Source organism: Stenotrophomonas sp. GD03877, assembly GCF_029840555.1.
Lineage (GTDB): Bacteria > Pseudomonadota > Gammaproteobacteria > Xanthomonadales > Xanthomonadaceae > Stenotrophomonas > Stenotrophomonas geniculata.
In genome coordinates, this window is record NZ_JAOCCT010000003.1 from 36,171 (window position 1) to 50,699 (window position 14,529).

The window sequence follows — 14,529 nt, forward strand, 5'->3', positions numbered from 1 at the left end:
CCCTCCAAGCCGGGCATGGGCTCGGCGCTACAGGAGGCGGTCAGCGTTTCTTCTTCGCCGCGTTGAACGCCGCCGCCGCGCGCAGCAACGCCTTCAACGCAGCGGCATTCGGCATCGCACCTTCATGGATGTCGATCGCGCGCCGCGTGTTGCCCTCCAGGCTGGCGTTGAACAGGCCTTTCGGATCGGCCAGCGCCGCCCCGTTGGCGAAGGTCAGCTTCACCGCCTGCTTGTAGGTCTCGCCGGTGCACAGGATGCCGTTGTGCTCCCACACCGGTGTACCGCGCCACTTCCAGGTTTCCTGCACGTCCGGCAGCGCTTCATGGATCAACGCACGCACGCGTGCCAGCACTTCGCCACGCCAGTCGCCCAGCTCGGCGATGCGCGCATCGATCAGTTCAGTTGCCGGGGTTCCGGCATCGGCAGGGTTCGGTGCATGCGTGGCCATCAGCAGCTCTCGTCGGAAAGGAAACCAGAACGTCGGGGTTACATGCGCTCACCGGGCAGCGCGGCGGCCTGGCGCACCCAGTCGAGGAACTGCGCTTCATCCAGCGCGCCATCCTGCGGGATGTGCAGGTACCGCGTATCGGCACTCTTGGACGGCTCCGGCGGCACGGGCGTCAGTGCAGCGCCGCGGAAGAACGCCACCTTGATGTAGCGGGTGAAGCAATGGAAGCTGAGAAACCAGCCTTCGCCCGCGGCCACCGCATACATCGGCGAGTTCCACTTCACCGCCTTGTGCACCCCGGGTACGGCTTGTTCAATCAGCGCATCCAGCTGTTCGCCGATCAGACGTTTCCAGTCCGGCATCGCCGCGATATACGCCTGCACCGGGGCATTGCCCTCGCCCTTGGCGATCTGCGGATTGCCGCCGGACAACAGCGTGGGCGCGGCGGAAGGTGCGGTTCGCTTGGCAGGCATCGCACGGCACGTCCATCGGGATGGAACCGCAGCCTAGCGCGACCCTTACCTGGCGGTCACGGCGCAGTGCGCCATCGGCTCAGTCCGCCTGCCGCGCGCGGAACTGCCGCCAGTCCGGCAGCTTGCGGTGGCGGCGCAGCGAGCGCATCAGGGCCGCCATCACCACGCCGAACAGCGCACCGGCCAACAGCCCGGCCACCAGCAACAGCGCCAGCGGGCGCTCGCTGCCCTGCCACAGCATCAGCCACATCAGCGCGGTCCAGAACAGCCCAAACAACAGGCCCTGCACCAGCGCGTTGGTGCCGAAGCCGGCCAGAATCGGCGGTGGCAGTGCGATGCCCACGCGCCACAGCAGGCGATGCAGCAACGGCGCCGATTGCACGCGTGCCAGCCCCTTGCCGTCGAGGAAGCGCAACGCCGACTGGATCACGGGCGGATAGTGCCGGTTGATGTCATTCATCACCCGATCGTGGCCGATGCGATGCCGGAAACGCAAACGGCCACCCGAAGGTGGCCGTTGCGGCAACAACCGAAGTTGTTTATCAGGCCTTGTCGGCCAGACGGGCAGCCTTGGCGGCAGCAGCGGCAGCCAGGTCTTCCTTGATGCGGGCAGCCTTGCCTTCCAGGCCACGCAGGTAGTACAGCTTGCCGGCGCGGACCTTACCACGACGCTTCACTTCGACCGAGTCGATGATGGCGCTGTGGGTCTGGAACACGCGCTCGACGCCGTAGCCGTGCGAGATCTTGCGGACGGTGAACGAGGAGTTCAGGCCAGCATTCTTGGTGGCGATGACAACGCCTTCGTAGGCCTGCACGCGCTCGCGGCTGCCTTCCTTCACCTTCACGTTGACGACAACGGTGTCGCCCTGGCTGAACTTCGGCAGTTCACGGGTGATCTGGGCGGATTCGAATTCCGCGACGATGGACTTGTTCAGCTTGCTCATGGGTTACACCGATTCTTGTTCGGGTGGGCGTGTCGTATCGACAACGTAGGCTCATGCAGTCACCGGACTGTGCTGCACGTTTGTTTTGGGTACTGCGCGCGCCGACCAGGGTCGACGGGAATTGGTCATGATAGCCGATAAAGCCAGCCCTGCGCTAGGGGCTGGCCTTGTGTTTCCGGACCTGGCGGGCCTGGTCCAGCAGCTTGCGGTCGGCCTTGCCCAGCGCCTGTTCATCCAGCAGGTCCGGGCGTCGCTGGGCGGTACGGACCAGCGACTGCTGGCGGCGCCAGGCCGCGATGGCCGCATGGTTGCCCGAGCGCAGCACGTCCGGCACGTCACCCAGCGGGTGCTGTGCCGGCTGGCTGTAGTGCGGGCAGTCGAGCAGGCCCAGGTCACCTTCGAAGCTGTCCTGGGCCGCCGATTCAGCGTCGTTCAGGGCCCCGTCCTGCAGCCGGGCCACGGCGTCGATGATCACCGCCGCGCCCAGCTCGCCACCGGACAGCACGTAGTCGCCGAGGGAAATCTCCTCGTCGACATTGGCCTCCAGGAAACGCTCATCAATGCCCTCATAGCGGCCGCAGAGCAGGACCATGCGCGGCAGCGCCGCCAGTTCCCGCACCTTGGCCTGGGTCAACGGCGCCCCCTGCGGGCTGAGGTAGATCACCCGCGCCGGGGTCGGATCAGCATCGCGGATCGCCTGCAGGCAGGCCTGCAACGGCTCGATCAGCATCACCATGCCCGGGCCGCCGCCGAACGGACGGTCGTCCACCCGGCGGTAGTTGCCTTCGGCGTAATCACGGGGGTTCCAGCCATGCAGGCTGAACAACCCCTTCTCCTGCGCGCGCCCGACCACGCCCAGTCCAGCGGACTGGGCGAGGAACTCGGGGAACAGGGTGATGACGTCGAAACGCATGCTCACACTCAGAACTCGGGATCCCAGTCGACCACGACCAGGTTGGCCTCGAAGTCGACCGATTTGACGAAGTCCGGCTGCACGAACGGAATCATCCGCTCGCGGTCACCCCGGACCACCACCACGTCGTTGGCGCCGGTGCTGAACAGATGCGAGACCTGGCCCAGGGCAACGCCCTCGGTGGTCTTCACATCCAGGCCTTCCAGGTCCACCCAGTAGTACTCGTCCGGCTTCGGCGGCGGCAATGCACTGCGGGCCACGTAGATCTCGGTGCCGTGCATCGCTTCGACGGTATCGCGGTCCTCGACGCCGGGGAAACGGGCGACCAGGTGCTTGCCGCTGTCGCGGCCGCGTACACCTTCAATCGTGGTTTCCACGCCGGACGGGCTGCGCACGATCCACGGCTGGTAACGGAAAATGGCGGAACGTGGCTCGGTCCAGGACTCGAGCTTGATCTCGCCGCGCACACCAAAAGCGCCGACAACCCTGCCCAGCAGGATGCGGCGCTCGATATCTTTCATCTGCTTCAACCAAGAGGGCCACGCCGAAGCGTGGCCCGTCAGGATCAGGCCGCAGCGGCCTGGGACTTGGTCGCTTCCTTGATCAGGTTGCGGACCTTGTCGGTCGGCTGGGCGCCGTTCTTGACCCAATGGTCAACGCGGGCCAGGTCCAGCTCGATGCGCTTCTCGGCGCCCTGGGCGACCGGGTTGTAGAAGCCAACGCGCTCGATGTTGCGGCCGTCGCGCGCGCTGCGCACGTCGGTGACGATGATGTGGTAGAACGGACGCTTCTTGGCGCCGCCGCGGGTCAGTCGAATCTTGACCATGGTGTTTTTCCTATTGCCCAGTCGCCAGGATGGCGAGGTAAGCGGGCGATTATAGCGGCAGAGCCCGGCCGAGCCAACCCCATGGGTGACCAGCCTTCACGGTAGTGCTGGGCCATGCCCGGCGGGCTTTTCACCCCAAACCGTCCCAAGCCACCGCCGCAAGCACCGCTCTGCCCTGTTCAGCCAGTGCCTGCGAGCCGGGCAGGACATGCCCGTCGATGGCCTCCAGCGCCCACAGACCGCTGGCGTTGCAGGCAAAAGCGGCTTTCACGCCGGCCATATCCGCCAGCCGCAATGGCTGCGTGGCCTGCGCCCCCGGCCAATGCTGCTTCAGCAGCGCCTCGGCGGTCCCGCGCAGGGCCGGCGCCTGCGGCCAGAGCAGCCGTTCACCATCGTGCACGGCCAGGTTCCAGGTGCTGCCTTCACTCATTTCGCCATCGACGGTCACGAACAGCACATCGTCGAATCCTTCCGCCATCGCCGCGCGGCGCTCGGCGAACAGGCCGAAGGTGCCCACATGTTTGATCTGCGGCAGTTCACGCTGCCAGGCCACGCTGCGCACACGCTTGGAGGCGGTCAGCGTCACCGGCGCGGACGCCGCCACCAGCACGTCCACGGGCACCGCCGCCAGCGGATTGCGGAAATCGAAGTGGCGCGAATACACCGTCACCCGCAACGAGGCATCGCCCTGCCCCGCTTGCCGCAGCGCCTGCACCATCCAAGCCCGCACCTGCGCCATATCCAGCTCGCTACCGAACAGCTCGCGCGTGGCATGCGACAGCCGCGCCAGATGCAGGTCCAGTCCCTGCACCGCGTGGTCGCGCACCTGCAGCGAGGTGAAGTGGCCGTAGTTGACGAGCGCCGGCAGCAGATCCTCCACCTGCGCCGGCTGGCCGTTGCAGGTCAGCGTCATCGCAGCAGTGCCTGCGCCTGGCTCCACATGCCGCGCAGCACGTCTGCGGCCGGCTGTGCCGGCGCCATCCATGCCGACTGCCCGGCCCAGGCCTGCATCGCGGCCAGGCGGTTTTCCTGCACGGCCTGCTTGCGCATCGGCGCGGTCAGGCCGCGCTGCACCGGGTACGGACGCGGCGCCGGGGCGCCTTCTGCGGCGGCGGCGCGCACGTAGGGTGTCGCCAGACCACGGCCCAGACGACCGCTGAAGGCACGGGTCGGCCAGGTGTCTTCCGGTTCGCTGGCGGCCAGTCCATCGGCCCACGCCGAGGCGATCGCCGCTTCCGGCGTGCGCAGGAACGCGGTGCCGATCTGCACGGCGCTGGCGCCCAAGGTGAGTGCGGCGGCGATACCACGGCCATCGGCGATGCCGCCGGCGGCAATCACCGGGATGTGCAGGTGATCGGCCAGCCGTGGCAGCAGCGCGAACAGGCCGACCAGCTGGCGCTCGGCCATCGCCGGATCGAATGAACCACGATGCCCACCCGCTTCCACGCCCTGCGCCACCACGGCATCGGCACCGGCATCCTGGGCGGCGCGTGCTTCAGACAACGTGGTCGCGCACGCGATCCAGGCGATGCCGGCGTCCTTCAGCTGCTGCACGTGGCGCGGCAACAGCACGCCCATGATGGTCGAGGCCACCGCAGGACGCGCCGCCAGCAGCGCGGCGAACTGTTCTTCGAAGTCGGCGGGCGTGGCATCGGCGGCGCTGGCTGGCACGTCCGGGCCCCATTGGGCGAGGAAGGCGCGGCTGGCGGCCTCGGCGGCAACGTCACGGGTCGGCACGGGGTCAGGCACCCACAGGTTCACCTGTGCCGGGCCGGTGGAGGTCGCGCGGAAGTCCTCCATCCAGCGACCGATATCGGCAGATGACGACAGCACCGCGCCCATCGCACCCATGCTGCCGGCATTGGCCAACGCGGCCGACAACGGCACCGGACAGGCGCCGGCCATCGGTGCCAGCAGGATCGGAACGGAAACGTCAAAGCGCCGGCAGAACGCCTCGACGCGGGAAGATACAGCGGAACTCTGCATGACGGCCCATCGTTTCGGACAGGCCCCCATGGTGCGCGCAGGGCGGGGGTAGAGTCGAGCCTGCCCGGCGGCTTGTTGCGTCGCCTGCGCGCCGCCGCCCGAGCACAGGCTCGGGCGCTACATCAGACTGCGACCGGGCCGTCATCAACGGAACGGCATGCCGCGGCCGCCCATGGCGCCCATCATGCCCTTCATGCTGCGCAACATGCCCTTCATGCCGCCGCCAGCCATCTTGCTCATCATCTTTTCCATCTGCATGTACTGCTTCATCAGCTTGTTGACGTCGGCCGGGGTCACGCCCGAGCCCTTGGCGATGCGCGCGCGGCGCGAGCCGTTGAGCAGGTTCGGATTGCGCCGTTCCTTCTTGGTCATCGAGTTGATGATGGCGATCATGCGCGGCACTTCCTTGCCCTGGCTGACCTGCTGCTTCAGATGGTCGGGGATGTTGCCCAGGCCCGGCAGCTTGTCCATCAGGCCGCCGATGCCGCCCATGTTCTGCATCTGCTCGAGCTGGTCACGCATGTCGTTCAGGTCGAACTTCTTGCCCTTGGCGACCTTCTCGGCCAGCTTGGCGGCCTTGTCCTTGTCGACCTGCTGTTCGACCTGCTCGACCAGCGACAGCACATCGCCCATGTCGAGGATGCGGCTGGCGATGCGGTCCGGGTGGAACACGTCCAGGCCTTCCGGCTTTTCGCTGACACCGACGAACTTGATCGGCTTGCCGGTGATGTAGCGCACGCTCAGCGCGGCACCGCCGCGGGCGTCGCCGTCGGTCTTGGTCAGCACCACGCCGGTCAGCGGCAGCGCATCGCCGAAGGCCTTCGCGGTGTTGGCTGCGTCCTGGCCGGTCATCGCGTCGACCACGAACAGGGTTTCGGCCGGGTTCACCGCCGCGTGCAGGGCCTTGATCTCGGCCATCATCGCTTCGTCGATGGCCAGGCGGCCGGCGGTATCGACCAGCAGTACGTCGACGAACGACTTGCGTGCATCGTCGATGGCGGCGCGCACGATGGCTTCCGGCTTCTGGTCGGCGCTGGACGGGAAGAACAGCACGCCGACCTGCTCGGCCAGGGTCTTCAGCTGCTCGATCGCGGCCGGACGATAAACGTCGGCCGACACCACCATCACCTTCTTCTTGCGCTTTTCCTTCAGGTGCTTGGCCAGCTTGCCCACCGTGGTGGTCTTGCCGGCACCCTGCAGGCCTGCCATCAGAATGATGGCCGGGGCCGGGACATTCAGGTTCAGGTCGCTGGCTTCAGCACCCATCACTGCGGTCAGCTCGTCGCGCACGACCTTGATCAGCGCCTGGCCCGGGGTCAGCGACTTCAGCACTTCCTGGCCGACCGCGCGCACCTTGATGCGCTCGATCAGCGCCTGCACCACCGGCAGCGCAACGTCGGCTTCAAGCAGCGCGATGCGCACTTCGCGGGTCGCCTCGCGGATGTTCTCCTCGGTCAGGCGGCCGCGGCCACGCAGGCGCTCGATGGTGCCGGAAAGGCGCTGGGTCAGGGACTCGAACATGCGACGCAACCTGTCTGAAAGCGGGGGACAATAAGGCAGACAGTATAACGGGTCCGCTCCCCTCCCCGGACTGCGACCACGGGGCCGTCGCCACTATCGCAGGGGTATGCGAAACTGCAACGATGACAATCGTTCTCATCGCCGTCCTGCTCTACCTGGCTGCCAGTGCCCTGCTGGTGCGCGCGCTCGGCCGCGATGAAAGCACCGGTTCCCCCACCTGGCTGTGGCCCGCCCTGCCGGCGATGCTGCTGCATGGCGGCTACCACGTGATGGTGGCGATGCGCACCAACGGCGGGCCGGACATGCACTTCTTCGCCGCGCTGTCGCTGGTCGGCCTGGGCATGGCGTGGCTGACCTCGCTGGTCGGCGCGCGTGGGCGGATGTCGGCACTGGGCGTGGTGGTGTTCCCGTTGGCCGCGGTGCTGCTGCTGGCCTACCACGGCTACGGCCACGAACCGAGCAAGGTGCTGGGCTGGCGCCTGGCCAGCCACGCCTGGCTGGCGCTGCTGGCCTACGCCACGCTGAGCATCGCCGCGCTGCTGGCGATCATGCTGTGGCTGCAGGAGCGCGCACTGCGCCGCCGCGAGTTCCGCCCGTGGCTGCGGGCGCTGCCGCCGCTGGCCGACCTGGAATCGCTGTTGTTCCGGGTGATCACCGTCGGCTTCGCGCTGCTGACCCTGACCCTGGTCACCGGCGTGCTGTTCGTCGACGACCTGCTGGCACAGAAGCTGGTACACAAGACCGTGCTGAGCGTGCTGTCGTGGATCGTGTTCGGCGTGCTGCTGATCGGCCGCCGCCGCTACGGCTGGCGCGGCATGAAGGCGGTGCACTGGACGCTGGCGGCGATGCTGTTGCTGCTGCTGGCGTTCTTCGGCAGCCAGTTCGTGATCGAGCTGGTGTTCGGGCATTCGCGATAGGCGGTGTGCCGACCAACGGTCGGCAGCCACCGGCGCTAACGTCAAGGCTGGGCCAGGATCTTCCGCACCGAACGGCCGCTGTTGGTGAGGATGTCATCGACCTGCCAGCAGCCCTGCCCCTGGCGCACCATCGATAGACGGGTCACGTAGGCCTTCTTCCAAACCGAATAGCGCATCTCAACCTCGCCGGCGGTGGCCGACGCCTCTTTCCAGCTGTAACGCACAGGGGTTTCGATGTCGCCGTCCTGCGCATCCAGCCACGGATCGGAATCGATCGTGCAGATGCCCTCTTCGCGCTGCTGGCAGGCGCGCTCGCCGCGCAGGGCCTTGCCGAAGCCGGGGCTGACCAGCGCGGGCGGCGGTTCCAGCAGGTCGCCATCGCCCGTCGTCGCTTCGTAGAACGCGCGGGCCACAGCTGCCGGTTCCTGGCAGGCGGGCGCGGCCTGTGCTGCTGGCGCCAGCAGCAGGCCGGCAATCATCAACATCCCTGTCTTTCGCATGTCCAATCCCTTTGGTCGTGATGGCGATCTGTTGTAGAGCCGAGCCCATGCTCGGCTGCGTTCCAGCATAAGCCGAGCGCAGGCTCGGCTCTACTTACAACCCGTAACGCTCGATCACATCCAGATGCGGCTGGCGGTCCTGGTCGCAGGCTTCGGCCAGCCGCAGCCAGCAGTGTGGGTGCGGCCACTTCGCGGTCTCCTGCTGCAGGAAGCGGTGCAGCGCCAGCGGTGCGTGGTCCTGCGGCTGCGCAACGGTGAACAGCACGCCCGGCAGGGTGCCTCCCTCCATGTCGGGGTCGGTCACGGTGTAGTCCGCGCGGCTGTGCGACCACACCTTCCAACCCTGTGCTTCGGCCGCCTCGACGAAGGCGTTCCAGGCTTCTTCGCCCGGGTGCGCGCCATCGACCAGCCAGCTGCGGGCAAAACCACCGCGTTCCAGCACATGGACCTGCGCATAGGTCGGAATGAAGTGCTCGCGGGCCTCTTCTTCCTCCGGTGCCGGGTGCACCAGCGCGGCATCAAACACCACCCAGTCGCCGACCTGCTGGGCACGGTTGGCCGGTGCGTTCTCGACGATGCGTGCGGTCACCGGGCCACTGCGACGGGCGTAGTACTCCATCGGCTCGCCATTCTCTTCACTGCGGATGATCACCCAGCCCCACGGCTCCTCGACCACGCCATCCTGGCTGGACAACTCCATGCCGATCGCCGCCGCCGAGCGGCGCACCGCATCCCAGTCGCGTGCCGCGCTGGCCGCACTCATGTGGTCCCAGTGCGCGGCGTTGGGTTCCTCCAGCAGCTCCACCAGCTGCGCATAGCAGGCCTGTGCTTCGCTGAAACGGCCGGTTTCCATGTACATGCGCGCCAGCGTGCCCCGCGCGCCGTGCGAACCCGGCGAGGCGGCCAGCAGCGCCTGCGCGGCCTGCTCCAGCGCCGGCCAATCGGACACGCGACGTGCACGCTGCACCTCGCACCAGTGCGCGAACACCGGCACGCTGCCACGGTAGATCCCGGCCAGCTGACGCAGGCCCTCGTCGTCGCCCTGCTCGGTCAGCCAGCGCATCAGCGTGTAGGCGGCCGGGCCATCATCCTGATCGTGTGCGCGCACGAATCGCCACAGCAATGCGCGCGCTTCCGCCTGCGCACCACAGGCGCTCAATGCCGAGGCAGCCATCTCAGCCAGCGCCTCGTCATCGGGCAGCTGCGCCTGTGCCTGCAGCAGCCACTGGGCCTCGCGCTCCGGATCGCGCGACTGGTTCTGCTCCCCCTGCTCGTTCAGCCAGGCCAGCAGTTCGCTGGCCGGCACCGGCAGCGGCGCAACGTCAGGCAATGCATCGATACGCGCGGCCAGGTCGGCCACCAATGCTGCCGCACCACGGTCCTGGCGCAGCTGCGCCAGATGGGTACGCGCCAGTTCCAGCTGGCGCAGCGCCACCCAGCGTGCACCTCGCTGCAGCGCCAGTTCAAGGCTCAGCGCAGCGACTTCGATCAGCAGGCGGTGCGAGCCAACCTCGGCAAAGTGTTCGATGATGGTGTTGAAGCGCGTGCCCAGATCCCAGGTATTGCGTGCAGGATCGCGCCGGCACAGCGCTGCGGCCGTGTTCGCCCACAGTCGCCAGTAGGTAGGCGTCAGTTCGCTCCACGGCACCAGCTGCTGCACGGCCTCTTCGTCGCGGCCCAGCTGGGCCAGCGCCCATGCCTTGGACAGGCGGCGCGGCACCGTGCAGTTGGCCGGCTCGTACTCGCCGGACGCGGCCACTTCGGCCTCTCGCTTCTCGATCAGCAACAGCGCTTCTTCGGCGCGGCCCATGCCCAGCAGGATCTTGATCTGCATTTCCGGGAAGCTGTCGAACACTTCCTTGCCGCAGGCCTCGATCGCATCCGACTGCACCTGCAGGTAATCCAGCGCATCCTGGCCGCGGCCATCATCCAGCAGCGCATCGGCCTTTTCGCAGCTCAGGCACTGGAAGCAGGCCCAGCTTGGATCGATGCGTGCAAGCGTTTCATCGCACACCTCGACACGTTCGGGAACCCAGCCCGGGCCATCGATGTTGCCGTAGCAGGCAGCCAGATCCTGGGTCACGCAGATCGACTGCGGGCACTCCATCGTGTCCTCACGATGCGCACGCTCGAACAGCGCCACGGCTTCGCCCAGCGCGCTTTCGCCTTCGACGCGGTTGCCGACGCGATTGCGCAGCGCCCAGTGGCCGACGTAGACGTCGACCCACGGGTTGTCCAGCGCCTTGCCCAGCGCACGCGCTTCAGGCAGCAGCGCGTCGACGCGGTCGACACGCAGTTCGCTCACCTCGTCGGCGAGACGGTTCAGCAGGTGCGCGTTCTGCGCCTGGCCCGCCTGGCGCAGGTCACCCTGCAGTTTTTCGACCCAGTTCCAGATGTCCATGGGGTAAGTGCTCCTGTCTAGCGAAGGCTGGATGAGAAGGTACGGTGCTCAGCGCAGCATCTGCTGCAGGGCACCGGCGATATCGGTAAAGGCGCCGTTGAGATCCGGGCCGGGCGTAGTGTTCGCGCGTGCCAGCGGGCGGCCCTGCGCGGCGACGATGATCTTCAGTGAGCGCAGCAGGCGGGCTGCGGCTTCGGCCTGTGGATGCCCCTCGCGCTGGGCGCGCAACAGCGCCTGAACGGCCGGGTTGTCGAGGTTGAGGTACAGCCGCGACGGTGCGCGCGATTCGATGCGCGCGGTGAACTGCCGGGCCAGGCGCAGCGCGGCCATCGAAACGCGCTTGTCGTTCTCGTCGTCTTCCAGGCGCTGCTTCAGCTCGGCTTCGCGGTCGGGCACCACCACCACCGGCAGCGACTCGGGGCTGAAGCGTGCCGGCAGCAGCTGTTCGCCATCACCGAGCTGCTCGCGCAGCCATGCCAGCTGCGCCTCGTCGAGGCTGTCATCGCTGCGGAACAGTGCACGGTTGCCCTGTTCGGTCCCCAATTCAACCAAGCGCAGGCCCTTGGCCTGGGCCCAACGGCGCAGGAACGGCACCACCGCATAGCGATGGCCGTGCGCGACCGGCACGCCCATCGCGCGGAACAGCATTTCCTCGAAGCCGCCGCCGTTGTCGAGGATCACGTGCACGGCGCCACGTGCGGGCAGCGCACTGGCCGGCAGGTCGCCCTGCGAGGTCGGCACGCGCACGTGCTCCAGCAACAGGTCGAACAGGCGATCATCGCACAGCGCTGCGCCCAGCAAGGCCTCATTGTGGCGCGTGAGAACGCGTCGCCAGGCCTCCGGCTGCTGCCGCGCGACGTCGGCCAGGCCATCAATCAGCGCTTCCAGCAGCGCATGCTGCACGGCGCGGTACTGGTCGTCGCGCTGCAGATCTTCGCGGCTGGCGGTAGGCGTCAGCCGCGAGGATTCGATCACCCCGCCAATGAACCCAGCCCAGGGCGGCAGCAGGTCGCGCGCATCGTCATCCAACAGCATGCCGCGCACGAACACCGACAGGTTGCGGTTGTCGCTGGTGCCGTAGGTAGCGCCGTCCTGCACCCACAGCAGGCCGGTGGCATCGCTGTTGCCATCGGCACGCAACGGCACGGTGACGATCGGCTCGAAATCATGCTCGAAGCGCGCTGCGAACTGCAGCGCCTGGCGGCGCGCCTGCACCGGATGCAGAGCAACATCCCCCTGCCCACGCCACGGCGGCGGCTCGGGATTGAGCGCCTCGCCCGCAGCGCCGATGAAGATCGGCTCGGACAGCAGCGCACAGTAACGGCCCAGCACCTCGTGCAGGCGCGCTTCGTTGGCCAGCGGCAGGAAATCCGGATGCAGCTCCAGTTCCACCTCGGTACCGATCGCACGTGCCGGCACCTCACTGACGGTGTACTGCTCGGCATTGCTGGACACGTACAGGTGACCCAGTTCCGGCGTCTGGTACGAGGTGGTACGCACGCTGACCCGGCGCGCCAGCACGAAGGCCGACAGGAAACCGAGGCCGAACATGCCGATCAGGCCTTCATCGTCCTCGCCGCCCTGGCGCAGGCCACGGGTGTAGCCGACGCCGACGGTGGCCAGGTAATCGTGGATTTCCTGGCGGGTCAGGCCGGCACCGGTGTCGGTGATGCGCAGTACGCCAGCGGCGGCATCGACCTGCACCGAAATGCGCGAAGGCACTTCGATGCCGGGCTGTTCGATGCGGCGACGGATGATCGAATCGTGCGCGTTCTGCACCAGCTCACGCAGCGCCACCACCGGGGTGGAATACAGGTGCTTGCCCAGCACCGTCATCAGTCCATTGAGATCGACCCCGGCGCGACGGATTTCGGCGTTGGGGGCGGTGAGCGCGGTGTCCTGCATGTAATCGTTTACTCCTGGGCACGGAAAGACGCCAGAGGGCGTCTTCGTCGAGCGGGAAAAACTAGCACAGGGAAGCTGACCGTTGCTGCATTGGACATGTGTAGAGCCGAGCCGATGCTCGGCTGCTGTTCGCTCTTTGTAGCGTCGAGCCATGCTCGGCTGCTGTTCGACCACCCGTCGACCATGGCTCGACGCTACAGAAAGCAGCCGGGCGTGGGCTCGGCTCTACAGTGCTGGCATCACGCCGCGTCGATGGCCTCGGACAGGCGCTCCACCGCGATCACTTCCATGCCTTTCACCGAACCGCCCTTCGGCGCATTGGCCTTGGGCACGATGGCGCGCTTGAAGCCATGGGTGGCCGCCTCACGCAGGCGGTCTTCGCCATTGGGCACCGGCCGGATCTCGCCGGACAGACCGACTTCGCCGAAGGCAATGGTCTTCTCCGCCAGCGGCCGATCCTGCAGCGAGGACAGCACCGCCAGCAGCACCGGCAGGTCGGCCGCGGTCTCCTGCACGCGAATGCCACCGACCACATTGACGAACACATCCTGATCGCCGACCAGCACACCGCCGTGGCGATGCAGCACCGCCAGCAGCATGGCCAGCCGGTTCTGCTCCAGGCCAACCGCGACACGGCGCGGGTTCGACAGCGGCGACGCATCAACCAGCGCCTGCACCTCCACCAGCAGCGGCCGGGTGCCCTCGCGGGTGACCATCACGCAACTGCCCGGTTGATGGGTGCTGCCACCGGACAGGAAGATCGCCGATGGGTTGGAGACCTCCTTCAGGCCCTTGTCGCCCATCGCGAACACGCCCAGCTCGTTGACTGCACCGAAGCGGTTCTTGAAGGCGCGCAGCAGGCGGAAGCGGCTGCCGCTCTCGCCTTCGAAATACAGCACCGCATCGACCATGTGTTCGAGCACGCGCGGGCCGGCGATGCCGCCCTCCTTGGTCACGTGACCGACCAGGAACACGGCGGTGCCGGTTTCCTTGGCGAAGCGCACCAGCCGCGCAGCACTCTCGCGTACCTGGCTGACCGAGCCCGGCGCGGCGGTCAGGCTCTCGGTCCACAGGGTCTGCACGGAGTCGGCCACAATCAGCCGCGGGCCGGCCTTGGACGCATGCTGCAGGATCGACTCGACGCCGGTCTCGGCCAGCGCATTGACGCCATCCAGCGGCAGCTCCAGGCGATGCGCGCGGCCAGCCACCTGCGCCAGCGACTCCTCGCCGGTGACGTACAGCACCGGCAATTCAGCCGCCATCTTCGCCACCGCCTGCAGCAGCAGGGTCGACTTGCCGATGCCGGGGTCGCCACCGACCAGCACCACCGCGCCTTCGACCAGACCGCCGCCGAGCACGCGGTCGAACTCGCCGATGCCGGTGCTGACCCGGCGGTGCTCGGTCTGCTCCACGTCCTTCAGCGCGGTGATCTTCGGCGGGTCGATCTTGCCCGCCCAGCCGGCCCGGCGCGACGTTGGCGCCTTGGCCGCCGCCGCACTCTCCAGCACGATTTCCGACAGCGAGTTCCAGGCGTTGCACTCGGTGCACTGGCCCTGCCACTTGCTGAATTCGGCGCCGCATTCATTGCAGACGTAGGCGGAGCGGGCTTTTGCCATTGGATGATTTCCAGCAACGGGAACAGGCGTGGCAGGATAGCCGAGCCGGGTCGCAGGTGCTGCGACCGCTCAAGTCCCG

The 14,529-nt window shown here is 67.5% G+C and carries 15 protein-coding genes; 1 reads left to right on the top strand and 14 read right to left on the bottom strand.

The annotated features are described in order from the left end of the window. Nucleotides 1–40: 40 nt before the first annotated feature. The 10 genes from N5D20_RS02615 to ffh all read right to left on the bottom strand — a co-directional run bounded on the left by N5D20_RS02615 (nt 41) and on the right by ffh (nt 7,111). A complete protein-coding gene (locus N5D20_RS02615; protein WP_010483245.1) occupies nt 41–448 on the bottom strand; it encodes a DUF1801 domain-containing protein in 408 nt (135 codons plus the stop codon). Between the two features lie 38 nt (nt 449–486). Beyond that, a complete protein-coding gene (locus tag N5D20_RS02620; RefSeq protein ID WP_043396661.1) occupies nt 487–921 on the bottom strand; it encodes a DUF1801 domain-containing protein in 435 nt (144 codons plus the stop codon). A gap of 79 nt (nt 922–1,000) precedes the next feature. Next, nucleotides 1,001–1,381: a DUF6404 family protein gene (locus tag N5D20_RS02625; protein ID WP_010483248.1), complete on the bottom strand. Its 381-nt coding sequence runs from the start codon at nt 1,379–1,381 to the stop codon at nt 1,001–1,003. An 82-nt stretch (nt 1,382–1,463) separates the two neighbouring features. Beyond that, the gene (rplS, locus tag N5D20_RS02630) at nt 1,464–1,865 is read right to left on the bottom strand and encodes a 50S ribosomal protein L19 (RefSeq protein WP_005415736.1); all 402 of its coding nucleotides are present in this window, start codon (nt 1,863–1,865) and stop codon (nt 1,464–1,466) included. Nucleotides 1,866–2,019: 154 nt separating this feature from the next. After that, nucleotides 2,020–2,778 (bottom strand): tRNA (guanosine(37)-N1)-methyltransferase TrmD, encoded by a 759-nt coding sequence (trmD, locus tag N5D20_RS02635; protein ID WP_279914548.1) that lies wholly within the window; start codon nt 2,776–2,778, stop codon nt 2,020–2,022. An 8-nt stretch (nt 2,779–2,786) separates the two neighbouring features. Further along, nucleotides 2,787–3,299, bottom strand: a complete 513-nt coding sequence (rimM, locus tag N5D20_RS02640) for a ribosome maturation factor RimM (protein ID WP_010483256.1) — start codon at nt 3,297–3,299, stop codon at nt 2,787–2,789. A 44-nt stretch (nt 3,300–3,343) separates the two neighbouring features. Further along, complete coding sequence (rpsP, locus tag N5D20_RS02645; RefSeq protein ID WP_005415733.1) at nt 3,344–3,604, bottom strand: 30S ribosomal protein S16; 261 nt, start codon at nt 3,602–3,604, stop codon at nt 3,344–3,346. A 130-nt stretch (nt 3,605–3,734) separates the two neighbouring features. Next, nucleotides 3,735–4,517 (bottom strand): aminotransferase class IV family protein, encoded by a 783-nt coding sequence (locus tag N5D20_RS02650; RefSeq protein WP_057502588.1) that lies wholly within the window; start codon nt 4,515–4,517, stop codon nt 3,735–3,737. Next, nucleotides 4,514–5,590, bottom strand: coding sequence for a nitronate monooxygenase (locus tag N5D20_RS02655; RefSeq protein WP_049411343.1), 1,077 nt, complete (start codon nt 5,588–5,590; stop codon nt 4,514–4,516). The genes N5D20_RS02650 and N5D20_RS02655 overlap by 4 nt, the downstream gene beginning before the upstream one ends. Before the next feature lie 144 nt (nt 5,591–5,734). Continuing rightward, complete coding sequence (gene ffh / locus N5D20_RS02660) at nt 5,735–7,111, bottom strand: signal recognition particle protein (protein WP_010483267.1); 1,377 nt, start codon at nt 7,109–7,111, stop codon at nt 5,735–5,737. 122 nt (nt 7,112–7,233) lie between these two features. On the opposite strand from ffh, the gene ccsA reads away from it, so the two are divergent. After that, a complete protein-coding gene (gene ccsA, locus N5D20_RS02665) occupies nt 7,234–8,028 on the top strand; it encodes a cytochrome c biogenesis protein CcsA (RefSeq protein ID WP_010483269.1) in 795 nt (264 codons plus the stop codon). Nucleotides 8,029–8,069: 41 nt separating this feature from the next. On the opposite strand, the gene N5D20_RS02670 is transcribed toward ccsA, so the two are convergent. The 4 genes from N5D20_RS02670 to radA all read right to left on the bottom strand — a co-directional run bounded on the left by N5D20_RS02670 (nt 8,070) and on the right by radA (nt 14,450). Then, on the bottom strand, nt 8,070–8,528 hold the full coding sequence (locus tag N5D20_RS02670) for a hypothetical protein (protein WP_049411349.1): 459 nt from the start codon (nt 8,526–8,528) through the stop codon (nt 8,070–8,072). A gap of 94 nt (nt 8,529–8,622) precedes the next feature. Then, nucleotides 8,623–10,929: a tetratricopeptide repeat protein gene (locus N5D20_RS02675; RefSeq protein ID WP_279914552.1), complete on the bottom strand. Its 2,307-nt coding sequence runs from the start codon at nt 10,927–10,929 to the stop codon at nt 8,623–8,625. 48 nt (nt 10,930–10,977) lie between these two features. After that, on the bottom strand, nt 10,978–12,834 hold the full coding sequence (locus tag N5D20_RS02680; protein ID WP_049411354.1) for an ATP-binding protein: 1,857 nt from the start codon (nt 12,832–12,834) through the stop codon (nt 10,978–10,980). Nucleotides 12,835–13,073: 239 nt separating this feature from the next. Continuing rightward, the gene (radA, locus tag N5D20_RS02685; RefSeq protein ID WP_279914554.1) at nt 13,074–14,450 is read right to left on the bottom strand and encodes a DNA repair protein RadA; all 1,377 of its coding nucleotides are present in this window, start codon (nt 14,448–14,450) and stop codon (nt 13,074–13,076) included. Nucleotides 14,451–14,529 lie beyond the last annotated feature (79 nt).